The organism is Roseibium sp., from assembly GCF_051016195.1.
GTDB lineage: Bacteria > Pseudomonadota > Alphaproteobacteria > Rhizobiales > Stappiaceae > Roseibium.
The window spans coordinates 1,964,424-1,989,747 of the sequence record NZ_CP134616.1 but is presented as its reverse complement, the minus strand read 5'-3'; the positions used below and the strand labels follow the sequence as shown (position 1 = coordinate 1,989,747).

General features: G+C 60.3%; 22 protein-coding genes. 11 read left to right on the top strand and 11 right to left on the bottom strand.

The window, feature by feature from the left end:
- Positions 1–122 precede the first annotated feature (122 nt).
- The 6 genes from RDA78_RS09235 to RDA78_RS09210 all read left to right on the top strand — a co-directional run bounded on the left by RDA78_RS09235 (position 123) and on the right by RDA78_RS09210 (position 5,840).
- A complete protein-coding gene (locus RDA78_RS09235) occupies positions 123–1,298 on the top strand; it encodes a M20 aminoacylase family protein (protein ID WP_434055028.1) in 1,176 nt (391 codons plus the stop codon).
- A gap of 674 nt (positions 1,299–1,972) precedes the next feature.
- Positions 1,973–2,767 (top strand): AlbA family DNA-binding domain-containing protein, encoded by a 795-nt coding sequence (locus RDA78_RS09230; RefSeq protein WP_434055027.1) that lies wholly within the window; start codon positions 1,973–1,975, stop codon positions 2,765–2,767.
- Between the two features lie 4 nt (positions 2,768–2,771).
- Positions 2,772–3,536, top strand: a complete 765-nt coding sequence (locus RDA78_RS09225) for a sulfite exporter TauE/SafE family protein (RefSeq protein WP_434055026.1) — start codon at positions 2,772–2,774, stop codon at positions 3,534–3,536.
- 140 nt (positions 3,537–3,676) lie between these two features.
- Positions 3,677–4,789, top strand: coding sequence for a 3-isopropylmalate dehydrogenase (gene leuB / locus RDA78_RS09220; protein ID WP_434055025.1), 1,113 nt, complete (start codon positions 3,677–3,679; stop codon positions 4,787–4,789).
- Positions 4,790–5,026: 237 nt separating this feature from the next.
- Positions 5,027–5,446, top strand: a complete 420-nt coding sequence (locus RDA78_RS09215; RefSeq protein ID WP_434055024.1) for a hypothetical protein — start codon at positions 5,027–5,029, stop codon at positions 5,444–5,446.
- A gap of 4 nt (positions 5,447–5,450) precedes the next feature.
- Positions 5,451–5,840: a VOC family protein gene (locus tag RDA78_RS09210; protein ID WP_434055023.1), complete on the top strand. Its 390-nt coding sequence runs from the start codon at positions 5,451–5,453 to the stop codon at positions 5,838–5,840.
- A gap of 34 nt (positions 5,841–5,874) precedes the next feature.
- On the opposite strand, the gene RDA78_RS09205 is transcribed toward RDA78_RS09210, so the two are convergent.
- Positions 5,875–6,765, bottom strand: a complete 891-nt coding sequence (locus RDA78_RS09205; protein WP_434055022.1) for a DMT family transporter — start codon at positions 6,763–6,765, stop codon at positions 5,875–5,877.
- 454 nt (positions 6,766–7,219) lie between these two features.
- On the opposite strand from RDA78_RS09205, the gene cysK reads away from it, so the two are divergent.
- A complete protein-coding gene (cysK, locus tag RDA78_RS09200; RefSeq protein ID WP_434056126.1) occupies positions 7,220–8,206 on the top strand; it encodes a cysteine synthase A in 987 nt (328 codons plus the stop codon).
- 193 nt (positions 8,207–8,399) lie between these two features.
- Complete coding sequence (locus RDA78_RS09195; RefSeq protein ID WP_434055021.1) at positions 8,400–10,502, top strand: winged helix-turn-helix domain-containing protein; 2,103 nt, start codon at positions 8,400–8,402, stop codon at positions 10,500–10,502.
- Between the two features lie 206 nt (positions 10,503–10,708).
- On the opposite strand, the gene RDA78_RS09190 is transcribed toward RDA78_RS09195, so the two are convergent.
- From RDA78_RS09190 to RDA78_RS09170, 5 genes are read right to left on the bottom strand one after another with little or no spacing between them, the layout of a single operon-like run.
- On the bottom strand, positions 10,709–11,719 hold the full coding sequence (locus RDA78_RS09190) for an Ldh family oxidoreductase (RefSeq protein WP_434055020.1): 1,011 nt from the start codon (positions 11,717–11,719) through the stop codon (positions 10,709–10,711).
- A 12-nt stretch (positions 11,720–11,731) separates the two neighbouring features.
- Entirely contained in the window at positions 11,732–12,358 is a 627-nt protein-coding gene (locus RDA78_RS09185; protein ID WP_434055019.1) for a DUF3726 domain-containing protein, read from the bottom strand.
- Positions 12,355–14,040, bottom strand: coding sequence for a hypothetical protein (locus tag RDA78_RS09180; protein WP_434055018.1), 1,686 nt, complete (start codon positions 14,038–14,040; stop codon positions 12,355–12,357). Before RDA78_RS09180 ends, RDA78_RS09185 begins: the two co-directional genes overlap by 4 nt.
- A complete protein-coding gene (locus RDA78_RS09175; protein WP_434055017.1) occupies positions 14,037–15,014 on the bottom strand; it encodes a membrane dipeptidase in 978 nt (325 codons plus the stop codon). The genes RDA78_RS09180 and RDA78_RS09175 overlap by 4 nt, the downstream gene beginning before the upstream one ends.
- Complete coding sequence (locus RDA78_RS09170; RefSeq protein WP_434055016.1) at positions 15,014–16,459, bottom strand: aldehyde dehydrogenase family protein; 1,446 nt, start codon at positions 16,457–16,459, stop codon at positions 15,014–15,016. Before RDA78_RS09170 ends, RDA78_RS09175 begins: the two co-directional genes overlap by 1 nt.
- Positions 16,460–16,562: 103 nt before the next feature.
- On the opposite strand from RDA78_RS09170, the gene RDA78_RS09165 reads away from it, so the two are divergent.
- Positions 16,563–17,435, top strand: a complete 873-nt coding sequence (locus tag RDA78_RS09165) for a LysR family transcriptional regulator (RefSeq protein ID WP_434055015.1) — start codon at positions 16,563–16,565, stop codon at positions 17,433–17,435.
- Between the two features lie 13 nt (positions 17,436–17,448).
- Here RDA78_RS09165 and RDA78_RS09160 read toward each other — a convergent pair whose 3' ends face one another.
- Positions 17,449–19,344 carry a methyl-accepting chemotaxis protein gene (locus RDA78_RS09160; protein ID WP_434055014.1) on the bottom strand — a complete coding sequence of 632 codons (1,896 nt, stop codon included), beginning with the start codon at positions 19,342–19,344 and terminating at the stop codon, positions 17,449–17,451.
- 103 nt (positions 19,345–19,447) lie between these two features.
- Positions 19,448–19,897 (bottom strand): MarR family winged helix-turn-helix transcriptional regulator, encoded by a 450-nt coding sequence (locus RDA78_RS09155; protein WP_434055013.1) that lies wholly within the window; start codon positions 19,895–19,897, stop codon positions 19,448–19,450.
- A 146-nt stretch (positions 19,898–20,043) separates the two neighbouring features.
- Between RDA78_RS09155 and RDA78_RS09150 the strand changes: the two genes are divergently transcribed.
- Entirely contained in the window at positions 20,044–20,367 is a 324-nt protein-coding gene (locus tag RDA78_RS09150; RefSeq protein WP_434055012.1) for an antibiotic biosynthesis monooxygenase family protein, read from the top strand.
- Between the two features lie 373 nt (positions 20,368–20,740).
- On the opposite strand, the gene RDA78_RS09145 is transcribed toward RDA78_RS09150, so the two are convergent.
- Positions 20,741–22,960 carry an esterase-like activity of phytase family protein gene (locus RDA78_RS09145; RefSeq protein WP_434055011.1) on the bottom strand — a complete coding sequence of 740 codons (2,220 nt, stop codon included), beginning with the start codon at positions 22,958–22,960 and terminating at the stop codon, positions 20,741–20,743.
- A gap of 230 nt (positions 22,961–23,190) precedes the next feature.
- On the opposite strand from RDA78_RS09145, the gene RDA78_RS09140 reads away from it, so the two are divergent.
- Positions 23,191–24,390 carry a multidrug effflux MFS transporter gene (locus RDA78_RS09140; RefSeq protein WP_434055010.1) on the top strand — a complete coding sequence of 400 codons (1,200 nt, stop codon included), beginning with the start codon at positions 23,191–23,193 and terminating at the stop codon, positions 24,388–24,390.
- A gap of 8 nt (positions 24,391–24,398) precedes the next feature.
- Here RDA78_RS09140 and RDA78_RS09135 read toward each other — a convergent pair whose 3' ends face one another.
- Both RDA78_RS09135 and RDA78_RS09130 read right to left on the bottom strand, forming a co-directional pair.
- A complete protein-coding gene (locus RDA78_RS09135; RefSeq protein WP_434055009.1) occupies positions 24,399–24,902 on the bottom strand; it encodes an arsenate reductase ArsC in 504 nt (167 codons plus the stop codon).
- Positions 24,895–25,257, bottom strand: coding sequence for an ArsR/SmtB family transcription factor (locus RDA78_RS09130; protein ID WP_434055008.1), 363 nt, complete (start codon positions 25,255–25,257; stop codon positions 24,895–24,897). Before RDA78_RS09130 ends, RDA78_RS09135 begins: the two co-directional genes overlap by 8 nt.
- Positions 25,258–25,324: the final 67 nt, after the last annotated feature.

The window sequence follows — 25,324 nt, the reverse complement described above, 5'->3', positions numbered from 1 at the left end:
CGTGAGAACCCTTTTCCCACAGCGATCTACAGAAGTTTTTGCCGTCCGACCCTTCCCCTTTGCGGTTCTTGCGATAGGTTAGCTCCACGAAGAGTTCAAAGCAGTCCTCCCAGGAGCCCCTCATGCCCATCGTTAACCGACTTGCCGACCTCGCTGACGAGATCACGGCCTGGCGCCGCGACTTCCACGAGAATCCGGAAATTCTCTATGAAACCGTGCGCACCGCCGGCAAGGTCGCCGAACTTCTGGAAAGTTTTGGAGTGGACGAGGTCACGACCGGCATCGGCAAGACCGGCGTTGTCGGCGTGATCAAGGGCCGCAATGGCGGCGCCGGCAGGACCGTCGGACTGCGCGCAGACATGGACGCCCTGCCGATCGAAGAGGAAACCGGGAAGCCTTACGCCTCGAAGGCTGCGGGAAAGATGCACGCCTGCGGCCATGACGGCCACACGGCCATGCTGCTCGGCGCGGCGAAGTACCTCTCCGAGACACGGAATTTCGACGGCACCGTCGTGGTGATCTTCCAGCCCGCCGAGGAAGGTGGCGCTGGAGCCAAGGCCATGATCGACGATGGCCTGATGACCCGCTGGCCGATGGACGAGGTCTACGGTATGCACAATTATCCGGGAATGCCGGTAGGCGAATTCGCGATCTGCAAGGGCCCGATCATGGCCGCAACCGACGAATTCCGGATCACTGTCACAGGCAAGGGCGGCCATGCCGCGAAGCCGCACCAGACGGTGGATCCGGTGGTTGTCGGCTCCAAGATCGTGTCTGCCTTGCAGACCATCGCCAGCCGGAACGCCAACCCGCTCGATTCCGTCGTGGTTTCGGTCACCGTTTTCAACGCCGGCAGTGCGTTCAACGTGATCCCGCAGGACGCGGTTCTGCGCGGAACGGTCCGCAGCCTGAACGCAGACATGAGAGACCTCGCGGAAAAGCGCATGGGCGACATCGTCACATCGATCGCCGCGGCCTTTGACGCCACGGCAAAGCTGGAGTTCCGGCGTGGCTATCCCGTGACACGGAACCATGACGACCAGACCGATTTCGCGGCGGAGATCGCAGAAGGCATTGCCGGTGACGGCAAGGTCAACCGGAGCATCGAACCGATGATGGGCGGCGAGGACTTTTCCTACATGCTCGAGGAACGGCCTGGCGCGTTCATCTTTGCCGGCAACGGCGACACTGCCGGCCTGCATCATCCCGAATATGACTTCAACGACGACCTCATTCCGGTCGGCTGTTCCTACTGGGTCAAACTCGTGGAAACGGCCCTCCCTGCAAAGGCTGCCTGACCGTTTTCCCGTTGTACTTTGCCCGCGCGTGCATGCAATGCGCGGGGCATCCGGGCCAGTTTCCCTCTCCCGGTCATTGCAGGGCTTGACCCTGCAATCCATCCCATGGCCTCTCCTCAACAGTCGGGCCCCGTATCGGCATGGATGCCATGATCAAGTCATGGCATGACAATCCGTTAGAATTTCCGCAGTGCCAGTTTCTCTCGCGTGGTCATTGCAGCGCTCGACCCTGCAATCCATGCCGTGGCCTCTCCTCAACGACAAGCCCGGCATCTGAATGGATTTCATGATCAGGACATCGCATGACAATTCGCTAGAATTTCCGCAGGGCCAGTTTCCCCCTCCCGGTCATTGCAGGGCTTGACCCTGCAATCCATGCCATGGCCTTTCCTAAGCAGCCGGGCCCGGATCGGCATGGATGCCATGATCAAGTCATGGCATGACAATTCGCTAGAATTCCCGCAGGGCCAGTTTCCCCCTCCCGGTCATCGCAGGGCTTGAACCTGCAATCCATGCCGTGACCGGTCTTCCATGTCAGAAACAGAAGGGACCGCAGCAAACGGATCCCTTTGCGCAGACTTGTTGCGATCATTAATCTGCGGGATGACGGCAGCCGGGATTCGCTATATGACTGACGCCGGTTCCGGCCGGCGTTTTCTTTTGGGCATTTCGACATGACACCACAACAATTCAGGCTTCCCTTCCTCGCGTCCTACGTGCTGGTCGGTGCGGTTGTTGGTGTTCTTGTCATCCATCCGCTCAACCTGGTGGTTGTCTGGTGGGAGCTTGCGCGCTTTTCCGAGACGGCCCCCGATCTGCTTGAATTCCTGTCTGCGCGGCTCTGGCTGCTGTTGTTGCCACGCCACCTCGATGTCACCTTCGCCTACACGCTGCTCGGCGGGGTCGTCGGGCTTGCCTTCGGCATCTTCAGCCGCAACTACATGCGCACGTCCCAGGCCTACCGGTCCCTGCGGCAGGAGCAGACGGCGCACATTCCGAGCATCATGCAAAAGGGCGAGACGGACGGCGTCGAATTCAAATCCTCGCTGCGTTGGGACATGAGGGAAAACCGCATCAATCGCGGGCTCGAAAAGGTCATCGCCAAGACCATCGCCGGTTTCTTCAACGCCGATGGCGGCTATCTTCTGGTCGGCGTGGATGATGACGGAAAAGCGCTTGGGCTTGAAAAGGACCTCTCCACCCTCAAGAGCGCGGATCTCGACGCCTTTGAGCGCACCGTCAACGATATTGTCTCGAAGAACCTTGGCGGCGACCTCTGCCCCTCCATTCACACGGTTTTCGCGAGCGTCGACGGCAAGGATGTCGCGATGATCATCATTCGTCCCGCCCCCCGCGCCGTTTACATGGAAGACGGCAAATCCTCGGTCTTCTACGTTCGAAGCGGGAACTCCACCCGCCAACTGGATGTGCGCGAGGCTCTGAACTACGCAAGATCGAGGTGGTCCTGACCCCATGGAATTCCTGGCAGCGCTGCTCCCCGACGAGCTTGGTTCCCTTTCAATCGCCACACTGATTCTCGCAAGCTTCTTCACATCGGGCCTCACCGCCGCCGTCGGCCTGGGAGGCGGCATCGCCCTTATCGCGATCATGGCGAACCTGATGCCCGCGAGCGCGCTGGTGCCGGTCCATGGCGCTGTTCAGATCGGCTCCAACGGCGGACGCGCGCTCGTCCAACTGAAGCATGTCGACTGGTCGATTTTCGCCTGGTTCACGATCGGCGCTCTCTTTGGAGCCGCGCTCGGCGGCGCGATCGCGGTCGAATTGCCGTCATCCATTCTAAGAGCCGGGATCGGCTGTTTCGTGCTCTGGGTGATCTGGGTCAAACCGCCGAAATTCGACAAGGTCCAGAAACGCGCCATGGCGGCTGCCGGATTCGCGTCGACGTTTCTGTCCATGTTCTTCGGCGCGGCGGGCCCGATCGGGGGCGCGGTGCTGTCCACGCTCGGCCTGACCCGCCACGGTTATGTCGCCAACCAGGCCGTCACGGCCCTTGTCATGCACGTCTTCAAGATCCTAGCTTTCGGGGCATTGGGCTTTGCCTTCGCGCCCTGGGCCGGCTTGATTGCGCTGATGATCTTCAGCGGATTTCTTGGGACACTGGCGGGTTCCCGTCTCCTCGGCAAGATGGATGAGAAGACATTCAAGACCGGTTTCAAATGGGTCATGACCGCCCTCGCGCTCAACCTCTTCTGGCAGGCAGCCCGCGGCCTGGTCTGACGGCAGCTGACCGAATTCGGCGACGCTTGACCGTTCGCGCGCCCTCGCTTGAGTTATTCGCAACTGGCCATGCCTTGAAAGACGGGGCTCGACGCGGTAACTGAGCGCAACTGTTTTCAACAATGCGGGATGGAACGTCCATGGCTTCTCACAGTCTTCTGCTTCTGCCGGGTGACGGCATTGGTGCCGAAATCATGAAGGAAGTGGAAAAGGTAATCGACTGGTTCAACACCAACACCGACATGACTTTCGACACAACCGAGGGCCATGTGGGCGGTGCTGCCTACGACAAGCACGGTCAGGCAATTTCAGATGAGGACATGGCCAAGGCGCTTGCAGCCGATGCCGTGATCTTCGGGGCCGTCGGCGGTCCGAAATGGGACAAGGTTCCTTATGACGTACGTCCGGAAGCCGGCCTTCTCCGCCTGCGCAAGGAAATGGAACTCTTCGCCAACCTGCGCCCGGCGATCTGCTATCCCGCGCTCGCCGACGCCTCTTCTTTGAAGCCCGAAGTGGTCGAAGGTCTCGATATCCTGATCGTTCGCGAACTGACCGGCGGTGTCTATTTCGGCGAGCCGAAGGAAATCACCGACCTCGGCAACGGCCAGAAGCGCGGCGTGGATACCCAGGTTTACGACACCTACGAGATCGAGCGCATTTCCAAGGTTGCGTTTGAGCTTGCCCGCACGCGCAACAACAAGGTCACGTCCATGGAAAAGCGGAACGTGATGAAATCCGGCGTCCTGTGGAACGAGGTTGTCACCGACACCCACAAGAACGGCTACGAGGATGTCGAACTGGACCACATGCTGGCCGATGCCGGCGGCATGCAGCTCGTCCGCTGGCCGAAGCAGTTCGACGTGATCGTCACCGACAACCTGTTCGGTGACATGCTCTCAGACGTGGCCGCCATGCTGACCGGTTCGCTCGGCATGCTGCCGTCGGCCTCTCTCGGCGCACCCGATTCGGTCACCGGCAAGCGCAAGGCGCTTTATGAACCGGTCCACGGCTCTGCGCCCGACATCGCCGGCACCGGCGCTGCCAACCCGATCGCCATGATCGCCAGCTTCGCGATGGCGCTGCGCTATTCCTTCGAGGAAGTGGAAGCCGCGAACAAGGTCGAAAAGGCAATCGAGGCCGCACTCGAAAAGGGCATTCGCACCAAGGACATTGCCAAGGACGGCGACACGGTCGTCACCACCTCCGAAATGGGCGATATCATTGTTGCGGAACTGAACGCGCTCAGCGCCTGATCCGACGACGAGATTGCAATGAGGACCGCCTGCGGGTATCCCGTGGGCGGTCGAAGTGCTGGAAACGCCTCTCTTTGTCATCCCGGCCAAGTGAAACGCGAGCCGGGATCGGGGCGCCCGGTGTGTTCAGCTCTCCGGTCCCGGATCTCCGCTATGCTGCGTCCGGGAAGACGATGGTAAGTTTGCACCGGAAAAAACATCACCGACGCTCATTCACTCACGGCCAAGAACGCTCACATGATCGACGACAAAATCGCACCATTCCTCGGCACCTGGATCCTGGACGCGGACGAAAGCGAATACGACCAGGGCGAACCGCCGCAAAGCGCCACGCTCCGGATCGAGGACAATTTCGGCATGGTGTCCTTCACCATGAACCAGATTTCCGCTGAAGGTGAGGAAAGCAGCGACACGTTCGAAGCCGTCCCCGATGGCCCGGAAGTCAAGCTCGGCAAGAGCGGGCTTGTCGATGCGATGCGGCTTGTGTTCCAGGGCGACAAAAATCTGGTGTCAGAAGCCCGGCGCGGCGGCCTGACGATCATGAAAGCGGACAGGGAACTCTCCGAGGACGGACGCACCCTGACGGTGACGCAGACCGTTCACCTTGTCGATGTCGCCAGCTTCACCAACACGTCCGTCTATCGCAAGGCACAGTAAGCAGATGCAGCAGACCATCGGCGCGATTGCCCTTCTTGTTCCGGACTACGATGACGCCATTGCCTTTTATGTCGACAAGCTCGGATTTGACCTGATCGAGGACACGCACCTGTCGGAAACCAGGCGTTGGGTGCTCGTTGCCCCGAAAGGCAGCGACGAAACCCGTCTCTTGCTTGCGCAGGCAGACGATGAACATCAGGCGAACGCCATCGGCAACCAGACCGGTGGACGGGTGTTCCTGTTCCTGCATACCGATGATTTCGACCGCGACCACAAACGCATGCTGGCCAACAGCGTCGACTTCCTGGAAAACCCGCGCGAAGAGGTTTACGGCAAGGTCGCCGTCTTCCGCGACCCCTTCGGCAACAAGTGGGACCTGATCGAACGCCGCTGAGGCCGGGCTGCACGATGTCTCAAGCCGAAGCGACCTAACCGCGTTTCACGATCAGCAACGAGAGACCGATCGTGACGATACCGATCCCGATCCATTCCTGAAGCCCAGGCGTTTCACCGAGAACGGGGATCGCCAGAACGGCCGCGGAGGCCGGAACGGCGGCCGAAAAACCCGCCGTCGCCGTCGGCCCGAGATGCGTTGCTGCCAGCGCGAACAGGATCACAGCCACGAAACCGGGCCCGAGGCCCTGATACGCAGCTTGGAAAACGATGTTCGAAAGACTTGCATCGGCGAGACCGGATGGCAGAAACAGCAGCCAGATCGGGACGAACAGAAGCGCGTTCGGAACATTGACCAGCACCAGGGCCTGCCGCGGTGTGATCTGCCAGTGGCGCACTCCGAAAATATAGATCGAAAGCACCGCTGAAGCGGACAGGAACAGGCCAATACCGACGGCAACGTTCTTCCCGCCCTGAAGAAGCCCGGCACTCCCCAGAAGCGCGGCCCCGGCAACGATCACAGCGATGCCGATCACTTGCAACCGGTCCGGAAGACTCGCCGCGAAGACTGCGACCAGCGCCGCCGTGAATACGGGAAGCGCACCATTGGCGAACACGCCCGCATAGGCCACGGACGCCTCGCTCAGTCCCGCGTACATCAGCATCGAATAGATGGCGCCCGGCCCGCAGAGCGACATCAACGCAATCGCATGTATCGGCAGATTGCACGACCACCATTTGAACGCAAAGGGAAGCGTGATCGATCCGGCCACAAGGAACCGGAGACCGGTTATATCCGCAGGCGTGAGGCTCGTCGTGACCCCTGCGCGCGAAAACACGATGAAGCCCGACCAGATGAAAAGCACCCCGACGGCGCTCGCGATCCCGAGATTGCGATTCTGAACAACAGCAGATTGACTATTCAATTCCGGGTTCACCTTTCGGGGAGGAACGGCAAGTGGGAGGCGCATGCCCTGAAAGGCAGCGATGGCAAAGCTTCAGCTGGTTGAAAAATCGGCTTCCGGTCCCTTCAATAAAGCCATTGCGAACGATTGCAACAGCGGCATCACCGGACATTCCGATCAAAAGCTCCAACGAGAAAATTCCAGCGTCAGGAACAGGGCGTGGCGGGCGCATCGGCTGCTCCCGTTTTCAAGCCAGAAAAAGTCCGAAAAGCTGTTTGTTTTCATATTTTTCCGCCTCTTCATGAAATCTCCAGATTTTCCTCACGAGAGCCTCAAGCAAACGCTTCGGCGCTGATCTACGTTTTGCTGGATCGCCCCGCAGGACACAAAGGGAGAGAGAATGATCCGGACGGGAATGCTCTTCCGCGCGATCAAGGCCAACAATCCCGCGAAGCGCGGACAAAAGGAAACAAAGATGCACCCTCATCCTGGAGCCCGTCTCACCTTCGACAAACCCGGACGGGGCCGCGTCTACGGCAGCATACTGGAGACCATCGGCAACACGCCGCTTGTGCGGATCGGTCGGATGGCGGCCGATGCCGGTTGCAAAGCCGAAGTACTGGCCAAGCTGGAATTCTTCAACCCTGTCGCCAGCGTCAAGGACCGGATTGCGGTCGCCTTGCTGGAGGCAATGGAAGCCGACGGCACCATCGGGCCCGGCAGTGTCATTGTCGAACCGACATCCGGCAACACCGGCATCGGGCTTGCGTTCGCCTGCGCTGCCAAGGGCTACCGCTGCATTCTGACCATGCCCGACGGTTTTTCTCTTGAACGGCGCAAGATGATCAGGGTCTTCGGCGCGGAGCTTGTCCTGACGCCTCGTGAAGGCGGAATGAACGCCGCCATCAAGAAGGCAAACGAGATCGCATCGCAGACCGAAGGCGCCGTCATGCCCGGGCAATTCGTCAATCCGGCGAACCCGGGCGTTCACCGCAGGACAACCGCAGAAGAGATATGGAATGACACAAACGGTGTGGTCGACGCCATTGTGATGGGGGTCGGCACCGGCGGCACGCTGACGGGGGTCGCGGACATACTCAAGACGCGCAATTCCGAGATCCGGATCATCGCCGTGGAACCGGAAGACAGTCCGGTTCTCTCCGGCGGGACGCACGCGCCACATCGGATACAGGGGATCGGAGCCGGCTTTGTTCCCGATGTGCTCGAGACCGGTCTGATCGACGAGATCATGACGGTCAGCAACGAGAGCGCCATGGAAACAGCCCGGTCCCTGGCGCTTTACGAGGGCATCCCCGCAGGCATCTCGTCCGGCGCCGCCATCTGTTGCGCTCTGAAGGTCGCCCGGCGCGAGCAGATGAAGGGCAGAACGATTGTCACCATTCTGCCGAGTGGCGCGGAACGGTACTTGTCGACGGGACTTTTCGAAAATGTGAGCGAATAGGGCGGATGCGGGCCCGGTGCGCATCGAAACGAGACATCGTTTGACTTAACGTAATATCACGTGGAAGTCTTGCCCCTGTCACAATCGACACGGGGTCAGTTTATTTGCATTTGGCGAAATCGCACGGCGTGGCTGGAGACCATCCGAACACGAAAAGACCACGGCCGATGGCCTGCCACTGAGAGCACGGAACATGGAACGAAAGCTGATAACAATCGTTGCGATGGATGTGGTTGGCTACAGCCGCATGATGGAGCGCGACGAGGAACAGACGCTGCGCCAGTTGAACCAGATCCGTGGCTCCGTGGTCGAGCCATCGGTTGGCCGCCACTCCGGCCGCACCGTCAAGACGATGGGGGACGGTGCACTCCTGGAATTCTCAAGTGTCGTCAGCGCACTCCAATGCGCCATCGAGATCCAAAAGGATCTTGCGGAAAAAAACACTGGCTCCGGCGGCCGGACCCAGCTCCTGTACCGGATCGGCATTCATCTGGGTGATGTTATCGCCGAGGGCGAGGATATCTATGGCGACGGCGTCAACGTTGCCGCGCGACTTGAGAGCCTGGCGCAGCCCGGCGGCATCGTGCTTTCCAAGCAGGTTTTCGATCACATCGGGGGGCGCGTTCCTGCCGAGTTCACCCCGCTCGGGGAGCAGCACGTGAAGAATATCAGCAGGCCGATCGAAGCTTACAGTGTCGATTTGTCGGACAGGCAAACGTCGCCGGGCGCTATCCGTTTCGGAGCGTTTGAGCTGGATCCGGACCGGTTCGAACTGCGATGCAACGGAACACCGGTCGCCGTCGAACCGCAGGTGTTCGACCTCGTTTCCTATCTGGTCCGGAACAGCGAACGCACCGTCACGAAGGAAGAGATCTTTTCCAGGCTTTGGGGTGAGCGGTTCGTATCCGATTCCGCGCTCAGCAGCCAGATCAAGATGGCCCGGAAGGTTCTGGGCGATGACGGTACCGCGCAGCACACCATTCGCACGATCCACGGACGTGGTTTCCGCTTTGTCGCTCAGCTCGAGCGGCCTGAGGAAAAACCGGCTCGAAACGGAATGCAGGTGCCCGAAGCGATGACCTACCAGATGGCGACGATGAAGCCGTCTGTTGCCATCCTGCCCTTCAGCAATCTGAACACCGAACCCTCCGAAGACTATCTCGCCGACGGCATCACCGAGGACATCACGACAGCGCTTTCCAAGAACCGCTGGCTCACGGTGATCGCCCGCAATTCCACATTTTCCTTCCGCAACTCCGCGGACGGGATCCGGGTGATCGGCGAAAAGCTCGGTGCCAGCTACATCGTCACCGGCAGTGTCCGCAAGGCAGGACAGCGTGTCCGCATCACTGTTCAGCTGGTCGATGCCGGCACGGAGAACAGCGTCTGGTCGGAGCGTTTTGACCGCGACTTGAAGGACATTTTCGACCTGCAGGACGAGATCACCGAACTGGTTGCCTCGCGCATCGAATCCGAACTCGGCATGACGGAGCAGCGCAAGGCGGAGCGCCGCCCCAGAAAGAACCTTGGGGCCTGGGATCTCTATCAGCTGGGTGTGGCCGAATTCTACAAGTTCACACCGGAGGCCAATCAGCGCTCTCAGGAGCTGCTTCGCCAGTCGCTTCAGCTCGACCCGGATTTCGCGAGCGCCCATTCCAGGCTTGCCTATGCGATCGTGCTCAGCATGGTCTACTTCGATGCTGCGCCCGATGACGAGCGGATGGACGAGGCTCTGATTGCCGCCAGGAGGGCGTTGGAGCTGGACGATCAGGACGCCAACAGCTTCTTCACCATCGGCCGGGTGTACCTTGCGCGCCGCGAATATGATCTTGCCATCGACGCGCTGGAACACGCGGTTGAACTCAACCCGTACCTGGCCGTTACCTATTGCGGTCTTGGGGATTCGCTCGCCTACGAGGGGCGTCTGGACGAAGCCATCGAACAATTCGAGATCGCCATTCGCCTGAGCCCGCACGATCCGTTCCGGTGGGCGTTCTATTCCTACCGCTCGCTGGCCCATCTGTTCCGGGGAGAATACGAGGACGCCGTCAGCTGGGCGCGCAAGTCTGTCCAGATCCCGAATGCGCAATACTGGGCCAAGGCCCATCTTGTCGCCGCACTCGGCCTGCTTGGTGAAACGGACCAGGCGGCACGCGCCATACGCGAGCTGACCAAACTCAAGCCGGAATTCTCAATCGACTTTGCCAGGGAGCATCTGTTCTACCTGAAGAAGGAAGACCAGATCGAGACTTACATGGACGGCCTGCGCAAGGCAGGCTTGCGGGAACATTCCTGATCGATGTCACTCGAAGAACTAAATTAAACAGGATCGGACGGACGTTTTACTCTGCCGGAACCACCGATCTGTCGCGCAAATGCGGACTTCTTGATCTGAAGATCGGTGAAAGGTTGTTTAAGTGACACGTGTGACCTCCGTTCACATGTGCCGGACTGTCCCAGGTGGCGCATTGCCGGCAGCTCCCCGGTTGATCGCCAGGCCGTTCAGGTGAGAAGGGCTTCTATCTTTGCGAGCGTTGCGGCATTCACGGCAACGCCGTCCCCCCGAGCCGCCAATCGCTTGGACCGCCGCCCGTCGCCGGGCAGGTGTGCGCCCTCCTGAAACCGGATCGCTTCAACCAGTTCGCAAACGATTGCGTTGAAACCGCCTCCGGACGTCACGCCCGGGTCGATTGCGATGAAGCACTGCCCCGTCCGCGGCGGACCGCCGGCGGTGCCCGAAAACGGCGATGCATTTATCCCGAGCGTTGCCCCTGTGAGCGCGGCGGCCATAATTTCCGTCAAAAGTGCTATGCCGACGCCCTTGTACCCGCCCGACGGTGCCATCGATCCCTTGAGCCCGACCTCAGGATCGGTGGTTGGATTTCCGTCGCCGTCCAGCGCCCAGCCGATCGGGATCGGCTTGCCCTCGCGCGCATGTTTCATGACTTCGCTCTTGGCGATCGTGCTGGCACTCTGGTCGATCAGCAGCGCGGGCTGACCGTCAGCGCCGGGAACCGCGACCGAAAACGGGTTCGTGCCGACGACGGGCTTGGCGCCTCCCGACGGTGCGATGGAGGCCGGTGCATTCGTAAACCCGAGCCCGACCAGGCCTTCCTGTGCCAGCCGGAAAGTGTGATAGCCAAGGACGCCGCAATTGTAGCTGTTTCTGATCGTCAGAACCGCGATGCCCTGCTCGCGTGCCGCGGGCACGAGGGCCTGAAACCCCACGTCGATCGCGGCATGCGCAAATCCGGTTGCAGCATCGACGGCAACCACTCCGGGCCTGGGGCGCGAAAGGATCGGTTCCGCCTTGCCGTCGATCTTGCCGCACCGGACGTGTTCGCAGTAGATCGGAATATAGGCCAGCCCGTGACTGGAAACCCCGTCCGCTTCCGTTGCCGCCGTGGCGAGCGCAAGCGCCCGGGCGCTTTTGTCCGAGGTGCCTGCCGCCACAAGTGCCCGCAACGAAAGATCTTCAATTTCCGCAAGCGAGAGGGTCCGGGTTTCGGTCATGATTGCACCTTGTCAGTCATTGTCGGAAAGGCCGGCACCTGCGCCGCGCAGGCGCGACTCACGGGTGGCCGGCGCGTAGGTGCGATGTGCGAGTGCGGCGAGCCGGTCCCAGCTTTCCGGGTCGGGGTTCATCTGCGCGCTCCGCGGACGCCAGGAAGGGACAATTTCGCTCGTGTGAACCGCTATCCGTTCCGCCAGCTCCGGCAACATGTCATCGCAAAGGAGATTGTCGCCGTCTGTCACAGCGACATGACCGTCCATCTCGACCCGCACGCAGCCCCTCAGCTCCGAGGCCGCGCTGGCGGCGAATGGCAGAATGAGCAGGGGCACGGCCACGCGCTGCATGGTGACCGGTCCGGAACGCAGGCTCTGTGCACAGTCGGACAGGAATGCGCCTGTCACGAGCGGACACAAATCCGCTGCGCCGCGCCAGGTTTCGTTCGTGGCAAGCGGCCGATGATCCGCTGAACATGCGAGATCCTTATCCAGCAACACGGCAAGTGCGGCCACACCGTCATGGCCATTCCGGCAAAGCCAGCGGGTCGACTTGGACGCTTCTTCAGCGACACCCCAGGGATAGCCTGCCCCGCGCACAGCGCGTTTCGCCGTTGCCTCGATCTCGTTAAGGGACAGCTTCATGCGCCCGGCTCCGGATAGACCCATAGGTCGGCATTGCCGGGCGTCAGCTCTTCAGGATAGGGCGCACCTGCATACATGCAGATCCGCACCCATCGATCGGAACGGGGGTCGAAATGCGTTGCTCCGAAAAAAGACAGCTTCGCGCGCAGCATGTCGACCGGCATGACAGACGCGCCGATCGTGTTGTCGCGGATTTCGCCATAAGGTGCGACGCGCCCCATCTGCGCCCGCCTTACGGTGTGACGGTGCTCCGGATGTTTGAGGAGAAACCGGGCAATCGGCTCCGCCGGGTCCCAGTTGTCCAGCACGGAAAGCGCGGCAGCGGCATCGCGCGCAGGCGCAAGGGGTTGTTCGTAGGCCGCAATCGGTTCCTCAAACCGTTCACCCATGCGCGGCTCAAGCTTTTCTTCCGAGACATACCAGGCGCGCGCGCAATTGGAGGGATCACTCCAGTCGAGGTCCAGCGCCCAGCCGAAGCTTTGCTTTATCAGCGCCCTGACCGAGCTCACCGGCATTGAGCCATCGATACGGAATGCATCCGGATTGCCATCGGCCATGCAACCCGCCAATCCGTCAACGAGCGCGCCATAGGGTTCCAGAATGAGCGAGGCGACGAGTTCCTGCCCTTCCTCGCTCAAGGATCTCTCCGACCATTCGAACAGGGTGTTCCAGGGAAGCTCCGCGGTAGCATCCCAATCGGAAAGATGCAGCGACAGGGTGTGTAGATCGGCTTTCAACCGCGCCAGTTTGTCGAGCTGTACCGGATGGTCGGATCGCCAGCGCTCCACGGAAACAATGCTTCGATTGACGAGGTGCCTGAAGGTCTCAACATCCTCTGGAGCCGCCTGCGTCACGGCGCGCACGCGGGAAATCGCCTCCTCGCGCACCATCATCCAGTTATTGAACAGGATCGGGTGATTTATCATGAACGGCGCCATTCCCAGGCCGGTGGAATTGCCAATTCCCAAGCACCGCGCGATGGCTGGGTCCAGCGCAACCGCCTGCGCTCCGCCGAGACTTCCGGCCATGTGGTTCACGAGGTCACGGACGAACGTCCTTGTCAGATAGACGGACAGCATTTCCGCCTGGAACGGGACCTGCATTTCCTCGCGGTCCGCGATCACATCCCGATCCGCAGCTCCGAACTTGCCTGACCCGTAGACCGCGGTCGTGCGCATGAGGTAGCCCACGGCTTCAATCTGCTGCAGGTCGGGCTGCTGACCTGACGCGAGCCGGTCAACCACATGGGTCCAGAGCCGGACAGACCTGTTTGCGCGCGACAGCGACAATTCCTGCTGACTGACCCGTCCGGCTTCCTGCAACGGAACATTCGCAGCCAGCCGCGCAATGTCATCCTCGGTCGGAACCCCGTCAAAAAGCGCGAAGGTTGCATCCCAGGCATCGGCAATGACCCTGTCAGACCTTTTATCTGCCGGCAGATCATGAGCGAAGGCCACAAGTGAATAGGCACGCTCCGGTCCCCTGGCCGTATAGACCGCACGGCCCACACCATTGTTGTCGATATCGAACAAGGAACGTATGAACTGCCAGTTTTCGCCGGCCATACGGCGCATCAGGATCCGCATGAAGCTGAGACGGCACTGATGCAAAGACCCCAGGCGGCTGAGCCGCATCATCGTTGCCGGGTCGCGCCGGGGAATATGCGGCTGATCCGGCGTCACCGCAGCGTCCTCCCGAAACTGTCGGCGAAGAATCGGTACCAGTTGCCCCCCATGATCCCGGAAATCTCGGCATCGTTCATGCCGACCGCACGAAGTCCCGCCTCGATATTGCCGAAGTCGCGATTGTCGCGGAACCAGCCGGGCATCTCGGGAAACCCGGGCTTCGCCGCCGAGCCCTCGCCATAGTCGATGTCCCTGGTCCAGCGCCCCACCCGCATCCATTCGACTACGCTGTCGGGTTGGTCCTGGCACAGGTCTGAGCCGAGACCGAGATGCGCAACGCCGAATTTGTCGGCTGTTCGGGCGATCATCTGGCAAAAGCTCTCGAGGGTGCAGCCGGACTTGTCCTTCAGGTGGTGCGGGTAGATCGAAAACCCGAGCATGCCGCCATGTCCGGTGACAGCGCGGATGACATCGTCACGCTTGTTTCTGAGCGCCGGAGCCCAGTCGTGCGGATTGGCATGGGTAATGGCGATCGGCCGCTCGGAAATCTCCGCGGCTTCAATGGTCGAGCGGTCGGCCGAATGGCTCATGTCGACGACCAGGCCGACGCGGTTCATCTCCTTGATGACCTGACGCCCCATGCGTGTGATACCCGTATCTTCTTTTTCGTAGCAGCCCGTCGCAAGCAGCGACTGGTTGTTGTAGGTGAGCTGCATGAACCGGGCACCCAGCGTGTGCACGATTTCGACAAGCCCGATATCGTCTTCGATCGGCGACGGGTTCTGGAAGCCGAAAAAGACCGCTGTGCGGCCGGTCCGCCGCGCCTCGTCGATATCCGAGGCCCACTCACCCTTCATGATAAGATCGGGAAACTGCTCAAACCAGCGATTCCACTTTTCGAAGTTGAGCACGGTTTCCCGGAAATTTTCATGATAGGCGATCGTCACATGGATCGCGTCGACGCCGCCTTCGCGCAATTGCCGGAAGATCTTTTCCGACCAGTTGGCATATTGCAGCGCATCGATCCGCATCAGTCCGGGCTCCCCGCGCTGATATAGGCGGTCTTGACCGTCGTGTAGAATTCCGCTGCGGCCTTGCCCTGTTCTCTCGGACCATACGAACTGTCACCCCGGCCGCCGAACGGGACATGGTAGTCCGTTCCCGCCGTCGGCAGATTGACGGTCACGACCCCGGTACGTGCATTTCGGCGGAAGTGATTGGCTCTGGCGAGGCTCTTCGTGACGATCCCGGAGGTGAGGCCGAAATTCGTGTCGTTCACCGTCGCCAAGGCCTCGTCGTAGCTGCCGACCTTTATCACGCTCGTCAGCGGCGCGAACATTTCCTCACGGTTGATGCGCATCGTGTTGCTGGTGTTCAGGAAAACGCCCGGGGACATGTAATAGCCTTCGTGCGCGCGCTCCAGACGCTCGCCGCCGCAGGCGAGCTCGGCCCCCTCGGACTTGCCCAGCGCGACATAGTCGAGGTTCTCCCGCAGCTGCTCACCGCTCACCACCGGCCCCATCTGGGTTCCCTCTTCCAATGCATGGCCGACGGTCATTGCCCTGGCGCCTGCCACCAGCTTGTCGACAAAGACATCATGCACCCGCTCATGAACAATCAGTCTCGAAGAAGCGGTGCATTTTTGCCCGCTTCCGCCAAAAGCACCGCCAAGCGCGAGGGTGACGGCAAGATCGAGGTCTGCGTCATCCATGACCGCCAGAGCGTTCTTCGAGCCCATTTCCATCTGCACCCTGGTCAGGTTCTGGATGGCGGCCGACGCGATCCCCTTTCCGACCGGAACCGACCCGGTAAACGAGATCGCATTCACCAGCGGGCTCTCCACAAGGCGTTGGCCGACGGAGCGCCCGGACCCCATGACAAGGCTGAACAAGCCTTTGGGAATGTCCTGCCTTTCGATAATCTCGGTCAGCGCAACGGCGGATGCGGGTGTGATGTTCGCCGGTTTCCAGACAACCGCATTACCGTAACAGAGCGCCGGGGCGATTTTCCAGGAGGCAGTCGCGGTCGGAAAATTCCACGGGGAAATAACGGCAACGACGCCCACCGGTTCGCGTCGCACATCGATTTCAACCCTGTCCCGGACGCTGTCAGCGTTTTCGCCGATCTGACGCAGGCACTCACCCGCGTAATATGTGAAGAACTGCCCGGCCCGGTAGACCTCTCCCCTGCCTTCAGCAAGCGGCTTGCCTTCCTCGCGCGAAAGCAGCCTCCCAAGCTCTTCCGCGCGGGCCATCAATTCGGTGCCGATTTTCATCAGGACAGACTGCTTGCGCTCCAGGCCGTATGACGCCCATTCGGCTTGCGCGGAGCGGGCACATTCCAGCGTGAGATCCAACTGATCCGGACCTGCCTGCGCGAACAGTCCGATCTGGTCGCTCAGATCAGACGGGTTACGGTTCTCGATTTCGCTTGTCCCGGCCTGCCAGGTGCCGGCAATCAGGTTGAGGTGTGTCACGTCGGGTCCCAGGTCCAGAAACTCTGTTGTCAAACAGCATGGACATCTGGCGTCGCATCAGTCAAACTCAATTAACTTAATTTAACTTCAGAAAAATTGAAACGTGTCCATCAAGATCGAAATGCTGCGCTGCTTTTGCACCGTGGCCCAGACCGGCAGTCTCGCCGAAGCGGCCGACCGGCTCGGCCGGACGCAGTCCGCGATTTCCATGACGCTTAGGCAACTGGAGGACCATCTGGGCAAGAGACTGTTCGAAGGCGAGCGGAAAAACCGCCTGTCTCCACTGGGCGAGCAGGTGTTCGAACTTTCCTTGAGGCAGGTGCGCCAGTTCGAGCAGACGGTTCGCAGCATTGAATCTGCCGCGGACGCCTCGCAGGGGCTGATCCGCATCGTCTCCGTGCCCTCGGTCGCGGCCATCCTGTTTCCGTCCGTTCTGGAACACATGACGCGGACGTTTCCGGGCGTAAAGGTCGAACTCCGGGACACGGACACCCAGCAGGTGCTGGACGCGCTCGCACAGGGCAAGGCCGATGTCGGCATCGCGTCAAGTCAGCATCCCCTCAACGGGGTCACGCCGACGCGCCTTTTCGAGGACAGATTTGGCCTTGTTTGTGCCGCCGATCATCCTTTGATGACCCGCGGCAAGCCGCCCCGGATTTCAGATGTCGCCGAGGCCCCGTTCATCCGCAACGCCTTGTGCGACCTGATCAAAACACCGAGCCTCGTGGATGCGATCCGCAATACCGAGGTCACGATCCACAACACCCATTCGCTGATCACGATGGTCAGAACCGGGAACTGGGTCACCGTTCTGCCCGAAACCGTTGCCCGTTTCATTCCGGAAACAACCGCATTCAGACCGATCTCGGATCTGCCCGACAAACGCGAGGTCTGTCTCTATGTCAGAGAACGGACGCGCTTCAGGGATCTGACGAACGAATGCGCCAACTTCATATTGCGAACCGACCTGGGCTGAACGGAAAGCCCGCTCAAGCCGCTGCCACGTCGTTCAGGAAATCCCGGATCTCGTTGCGCAGATCCTCGGTTCGTTTGACCACATCGCTGGTCCGGCTCCCCATGTCGGCGGCGGCGGAACTCGACTGCTGGGCGATCTGCTCGACTTGTGCCATGTCGCCGACGACCGAGCGTGTCTGGTCCGCCGCTTCAAGGACATTGCCCTTGATCGCATCTGTCGACTGCCGCTTGCTTTCCAGGTCCCCGGCAATCTGCGTGGTGCAACTGGTAATATCTCCGATATCGGAAATGATCTTCTCGATCGCTTCAACCACGCGGTCGGTGCGCTCCTGAACCAGTGCGACCTGGCCGGTGATCTGCTCCGTTGCCGAAGCTGTCTGCCCCGCAAGCGTCTTGACTTCACCGGCAACGACTTCAAAGCCCTTGCCCGCGTCGCCTGCGCGCGCGGCCTCGATGGTCGCGTTGAGCGCCAGAAGGTTGGTCTGGTCAGCGATTGCGTTGATCAGGGACACGATTTCGCCGATCGACCAGGAAATTTCCGCAAGACCTTCAATTTCCGCATTCGCCGCGGCCGCATTCTGGTTCGCAGCCTCTGCGATACCGGTCGCGTCCTGCGCCTGACGGCTGATGGCGGTTATATCGGTCGCCAGCACTTCGGTCGCCTCGGCAACCGCATCGACATTTTGCGAAGCGCCGGAAGACGCGGCGGCCGTGTCGCGTGCCCGTTGATCCGCATTCTGGGCAACGTCCTCAAGCGTTCCGGAGGTGTGTTTCATATCCGCAAGCGCGTCGTTCACTTCCGAAAGAAGATCTGTCATTCGGGTTCTGAACCCTTCGATCAGAGCTTCGACGCGTGCCTGTCTGTCCGCTGCGGCCTGTCCTTCGAGACGCTGACGTTCCTCGGTCAGTTCGATTGTCCGGTCACGATAATATCCGACCGCCCGGGCGATATCGGAGATCTCGGTATGGCCGTAGGCAAACGGGAGTTCGTTTTCGAGGCCGTCCGAGTCGGCCAGGTTCCGGATCCCGCTGTTCAGCGCGTGGATGCAGTAGAGAATGGATTTGCTGAAGTGCCACGCGACGCCGAACGCAAGCAGGAAGACAACGCCGAGGGCGATGGCAACGCCCCACATACGCAGCTTCGATTGCCGGACCATCGTCTCCAGCCTGGACCCGAGTTCCGTCGTGCCGACCTGTTGCAGTCCATCGATTGCGTCGAGAAATTCGCCGAAACGCGCGCGCAGCGGTGACAGATCGATTTGCGTCCCGTCGGCACCCTGGCCGACCTGGGAAGCGACACGCGCCATTTCTCCCTGGAACTTGCCGTTCGCCTGCCGGTAGGTCTTCGCAGCCACGCTGAACGGTGTCTCTTCGGTCAAAGTTAGTGCACCCTGGTCCGCCCGCGTCGCCGCGCTGATTGCGTCCGCGAGCACCTTGAACTGACCGGCCCCGACCAGCACCGACATCGTGTCGGCATGACTGAGTTGTGTTTTTCCCGCAACCCTTTCACCGTTGCGCACAAGAGCGCTGGTTCGCACGACAAGGTCCGAAAGCTGACCGGCAACCAGACCGGCAAGGAAGTTTGTCTCCAGGGACCTGTTGGCCGTGACGCCCGACTTTTCGCCTATGCAGACGTTGACCCTGTGGGCCTGGCTCAGTCTTCCGGCACTGGAATCTCCCGGCTTTTCAGGCGTACATTCCGGATAAGCCGTCAGAACACTGCCTGGCAAGGCCTCCGAATCCCGCATGACAGACGCGGTCCATATCGTCTGCAACGCCGGCAGGCTAGCCAGCTTTGCGCCGTCTCGCGCCAAGTCCTTGTAGGCAGACAGAATGATCCAGCCTGCACAGGCGACGATCGGCACCGTCAACACAACTACCAGAAGAAAAAGCCGCTTGCGGATTGTCAAAGGAGGCCTCCCGAATCGCGTTGGAACGCATTGGGAAAAAACCTAGTCTGAAATTACCAATAAATTCGAAACGGACGAAAATCGGCCAAGGAGAGCGGATTGGCTAAGACCGGCTGCCTGCCGGACTGTTCTGCATGGCTGCGATTGCACGGCGCATGAATTCCAGAAACAGCTCTTTCTCCTCCTCCGTGAAATCGGAGAGGGCCTCCGCGTTCTGGTTCAGCGCCTCGCCCAGTGCCTCCTCTTCCAGCAACTTTGCCCTGTCCGTCAGGAAGATCTGCTGCACGCGCCCGTCGTCCTCGCTTGCCTTGCGAACGACCAGGCCATCCCGCTCCATGCGTGCAAGCGTGTTGGCCAGTGTCGCCTGTTCGATATCGAGTTGATGCACCAGTGCTTTTTGTGTCTGTCCGTCCTTGGCCCAGAGGGCAATGAGCGTCGGAAACACGCCCGGAGACAAGCCGATTGGCTTGATCCGGCGATGAAGCCCGGCAGCAAAGAGGCGGGCCATATGGTTGGCGAGGTATCCGGCGGATGAATCTTTTTCGAACGTCATCCCTTGCATATATAATAGATAGCATACTATATAATAAAACATAGCTTGCTATATAAAGAGAGAGAACCATGCTCAGTACGCACCTCTTCAAATCCCGCAGCCTGACTGCGCTCGCGTTTGTCAGCCTTCTCACAGGAGCACCCGCAATGGCTGAAGAAAATGGACCCAATGATCCCGTAACGCTTATCAATGCCTTTGAAGTCCCCGCAGACCAGGTCGATGCGACCGTGGTGTTCTGGGAAAACGCACGCGATTTCCTGAAGGAGCAGCCGGGTTACATTTCAACGCGATTGCACCAGGCTCTTGCCCCGGATGCAAAGTTCCAGCTGATCAATGTCGCAATCTGGCAGAGCCCGGAGGCATTTCAGGCAGCGACCCGGAAAATGCGCGAGACCCTTCAGATGCCGAAGGAACGCGAGACGGTGTTTCATGCTGCGCTTTACCGCGTGATCCGAACGGATGAGGACTGAGTTTTTTCGTGGAACAAAAAGCGCAGTCCCGGACTTGACCCGGGATCTGCCCGCTCGATCATCTCTCCGGTTGGGAGAGGTCGGCCTCAAAGGCCGGGTGAGGGAACAGAGCGATCAATTCTCCCGCAGACGTTTGCCCCCTCACCCTGCCCCTCTCCCGGCGGGAGAGGGAAAGCGGCAAGGCGTAAAGCTCGGCTCCCCGGCTCCTCGCGTTGAAGCCGAGGCATCTAACTGCTTCGAACGCAAGCCCAGCTCTCTGGCATAGGCGCACCTTCATTGGACCGAAATGCTCCCGGCCGGCACCGGCAACACAAAAATAACCCGGCTGCCGCAGCAGCCGGGTTCATCGTTGAAGGACCGGGGACGTCCAGACCTAGTTCAGCCGCGACGCCGGGCCAAGGTTGAAGAGCTGCGTTTCGCCTGGCGCGTCATCAACACCGTCATTGTCCGTTACAAGGATCAGCTGACCGTCGGCGGTGATCGCGAGGCCCTCGGGCTTGTCGAGGATCCACCCCTTGCCCTCGGCCATGGCCGGCAGAATGTCCATCGCGAAGCGCTTTTTCAGAACCGGAAGGGTCTCGCCGTGTGCGGCCGGAACAACATCTTTCAGGGAGATGACGGTGATCTGCTTGATCGCCGCATCTTCACCGCCCTTGTTGTCACGCTCCAGCACGGCGAAGTCACCGCCACCGATGGAAACAATTTCGGAAAGACCGACCCAGCCTCCGGCCGCACTTTTCGGCGCGTCGAGCGGATAGTGAACGAAGCCCCAGGACTTTTCTGCAGGATTGTAGATCCCGATCTTGGTGTGCCCCTTCGGATCGTCATTCCACTCCCGCTGAACGGCAACGGCGACAAGGGGCTGACCGTTCATCTCGAACTCGGCAACGCCCTCGAACGAGAAACGTTTCGCCTGATCAATCAGGCTCTGCGGCAGGGTGATCTGCTCCTGGATCGCACCATCGGTACCGACCTTCAGGAGGAGATGACCGCGCTCGTTCTTCGGATGACCTTCTGAAGCCAGCCAGAAACCGCCGTCGCTTGCAACCGAAATGCCTTCCAGGTCAAGCTTTTCCTGGTCGAAACCGGTGACGGTCACGTAGGACGTGATCTTCGCCGGCCTGGACGAGATGTCCATCGTGTAGATCCGGGCATCATCGTAGAAACTGTCGCTGACGGCGTAGAGCGTGTTTGCATCCGACGGGTCCGCGGCAAGTGCGGAGATCGCGCCCCAGCCGATCGGCGCACCCTTTTCCGGATCGACACTCGAAACAACCGACGGATAGGACGGCGCATCGGCACCGAACTTGTAGAGCGAGATGTGCGAACGCACATTGTCTTCTGCGCTGTCGACCTCATTGGCAACGACGAACAGGTCCCGGTTCGGGATCGCCAGCAGACCTTCAGGACCGACATGGGTCGGCAGGAACTGGACGAATTCCGGCTCGCCGCCCGTATCCTTGTAGACGGCAACAAAGTTGCCGCGCTCGGAATTCACGAAGATCAGCGTATCGCCGCCGAAGGTTCCGACTGCAACGCCTTCCGGCTCGGTGCCTTTCTTGGCAGCGCGCTTGGCCGGATAGTGGCCATGCGACATGCCGAGATGTTCCATCTGGTTGCCGCTGTCGAACAGGACCTCGCCCTTGGTGTTCCAGATCGTGAAGCCGCGCGAGCCGCCTTCATAGTCACCTTCATTGGCGGTCACGAAGCGCTCGTTGTCGATCCAGGCAACCGCATCCGGCTCGCGGGCAACGTTCTCGTTGTTGCCGGACGCGTCACTCATGCGGGCTTTGGAAACGGGGATATTCTCAGCGGAGGCAGCGCCGGCGGAGAAACTGACAACGACGTCGCCGGACGCCAGATCGACGATGGCGAGGTGATTGTTTTCCTGCAGGGTCACGACGGCCTGGTTCGCGGAATTGATGGAAACGAACTCCGGCTCCGGATCGGTCGGACCAACCTCGGCAAGGCCGGTCAGGTCCACGATGCGGACAGCATCGCAGTTCGTCGGAGCGCCATTCTCGTCGAGATCGAAGATCGCAAGATGACCGGCAGGCATTTGCGGAATGACGCCGTCATTGAGGTCCTCATCGCGTTCGTTTTCGATCGCGATCGCCACGAATTTACCGTCCGGCGAAATGGCAACGCTGTCCGGCTGGCCCTTGGCGTCGCATGTCGCGGTGATGCCCATGCCTTCAAGCGCGATGACGGCCAGATGACCGGTCGGATTCACATAGTCCTCGCTCGTGTTGACACCCGCGTAGGCGGCTTTCACGCCAACAGCAACAGACGTCGGCTCACCACCCAGATCAACCCGAGCCATGGGCTGGATGTTCAGGGGGTTAGCGGCGTTGACGAAGACGATTGCATCGCCCGGGCTGTCGGTAAAGGCGAGCGTGCGGCCATCCTTGGACGCATAAATGATCTCCGCGACGGTCTCTGTCGCCTTGTCGGCGCCTTCCGGCAGGGTCTTGTAGACCGGATAGGTGTTGATCCGTTCGAAGTAGTCCGCCTGTGCCGCCGACACGGTTCCTAGACCGGCCAGAACGGCAAGGCTGACACCCTTCAGAAAACGTCCACGAGGGTCTGACATTGCACTAGCTCCCAGTTATTTTGGTGTGAGGTGGGCGCAAGCTAGTCGGCGATTTTACAGAAACGGTGACAGTTGCATGAAGGTTCCATGACACGCGCACGAATAAAATATGCACCTCGCGGGTAGGTTCATTTGCAGAATTAACTGGACAACACCCGACATTTCTCTCACGTTGCAACACGAAAAATTTCTTGCGCGGATTGCGCGCATCTCAATCTCGGATAACTCACATGCAGATCGGATTCGTCCGTGCCGCCCTTGTCCTTGGGCTGCTGGCAGCCGTCGGCCCGTTTGCCATTGACCTCTACCTGCCCGCGACTCCGCAGATCGTGCGCGATCTCGGAACCGATGACGCGGGCGCTCACATGACGTTCACCGTCTATTTCATCGCCTTCGGCCTGGCGCAGCTCTTCTACGGTCCAATCGCGGACTGGATGGGCCGCAGACCGCCGATCTTCATCGGGCTGACGGTCTTTATCGCCGGGTCGGTCATCTGTGCGATGGCAACAGATATCACCATGCTCACCCTTGGCCGGTTCGTGCAGGCCCTTGGAGCGGCAGCCCCGATGGTGATCGTGCGCGCCGTCGTGCGCGACCTGCATACGGGCACGGAAGCAACGCGTCTGATGGCGCTGGTGATGCTGGTGATCAGCATCTCCCCGCTCCTGGCACCTTTGACCGGAAGCATGATCATTTCCGTCGCAAGCTGGCGCATGATCTTTGGTGCGCTGGGTCTGATCGCGCTCGCCGCCATGATCTTCACAGCCCTGCGCCTTCCCGAAACACTGCCGCACGACCGGCGGGTGCCGGTCAATCCGGCCGCGATCCTGCGCAGTTCCATCTTCCTGATGAAGGATTTCAGGTTCATGGGTCTGACGATGATCGGAGGCTTCGCGCTGGCAAGTTTCTTCGTCTTCATCGCCTCGGCGCCGCTCGTCTACATGACCCAATATGCCCTGTCCCCGACCGAATTCTCGCTCGTCTTCGCGGTGAACGCCGTGGGGTTCTTCGCCGCGTCCCAGTTCGCCGCGGGCCTTGGTCAGAAATACGGGATGGGCCGCGTCGCCTTTTGGGCGGTTTGCGGTTTTGCGCTTGCGACATCGTCCCTCTTCACTCTCGTCTGGCTGGGCTTTGATGACCTTCCGGTTCTGATGGCGATGTTCTTCCTCGGAAACTCGTGTCTGGGCCTTGTGATCGCACCGACGATGGTGATGGCCCTCGAGGAACATGGAGAGCACGCGGGCATGGCCTCGTCCCTCGGCGGGACATTCCAGATGGTTGCCGGCGGGCTAATGATCCTGATCTGCAGCCCGTTCTTCGACCGGACTGCGCTGCCCCTGGTCGGCGCGGTCGCTGCCTGTGCCTTCATCGCCTTCGTGCTGGCACTGCTCACGCTCCGTCCGCAACCGGAAGCCAAGGCGCCGGCCTGAGGAAACCTTCAGGCAGGCTCTTTGCTGCCGATTTCGTCGAGCCTTTCCTGCAGGGAAAGCTTGTCGAGCGAAGATAGCGGCAGGTTGATGAGGATCGAGATGCGGTTGTTCAGCATGCGGAACGTGTCACTGAACGCCAGCCGTTTTTCAGAGTCGTTGCCAGCGGCGGAGGCCGGATCGGGAACCCCCCAGTGCGCGGACATAGGCTGTCCGGGCCAGACGGGGCAGGTTTCCTTGGCCGCATTGTCGCAGACGGTAAACACAAAATCCATTACCGGCGTAGTTGGGTCTGCGAACTCGGACCAGTCCTTTGACCTGAAATCCTCTGTTTTGAAATTCAGCCTCGTCAACAATGCCAGTGCCTCCGGATGGACATGTCCAGCAGGATGTGACCCCGCCGAAAACGCCTTGAAACGGCCGCGCCCATCCCGGTTCAGGATCGCTTCCGCGATGATCGAGCGCGCCGAATTTCCGGTGCAAAGAAACAGAACATTGTAGCTTTCGTCAGACATCATAATCTCCCGCAATACTCGGTTGCTCCCGGCACACGACAGTTTCCATCACCTGGGCGCACAGTTCCGGGTGACCGCCGCAACAATCGGCCATCAGGAAAGTCAGCAGATCCTTCGTGCCATCCAGATCCGCGAAGTAACGGATCGAACGCCCCTCGCGTTCGTTTCGAACCAGCCCGGCCTGAAGAAGAATGGACAGATTGGCAGACATGGTGTTCTGGCGAACACCCAGAACTTCACCAACCTCTCCCGCGGTCATGCCGTCCGGACCTGCGTTGATCAGCAGCCGGAACACATCCAGACGCGTTTTCTGGCTCAGCGCACCAAAGGCGCTCAGTGCATCATTTATATCCATAATTCATGATATCTTGATTTCTCGGTATATTTCAAGTGGAAGAGTCTCAGATGGGCTCGGACGCCGT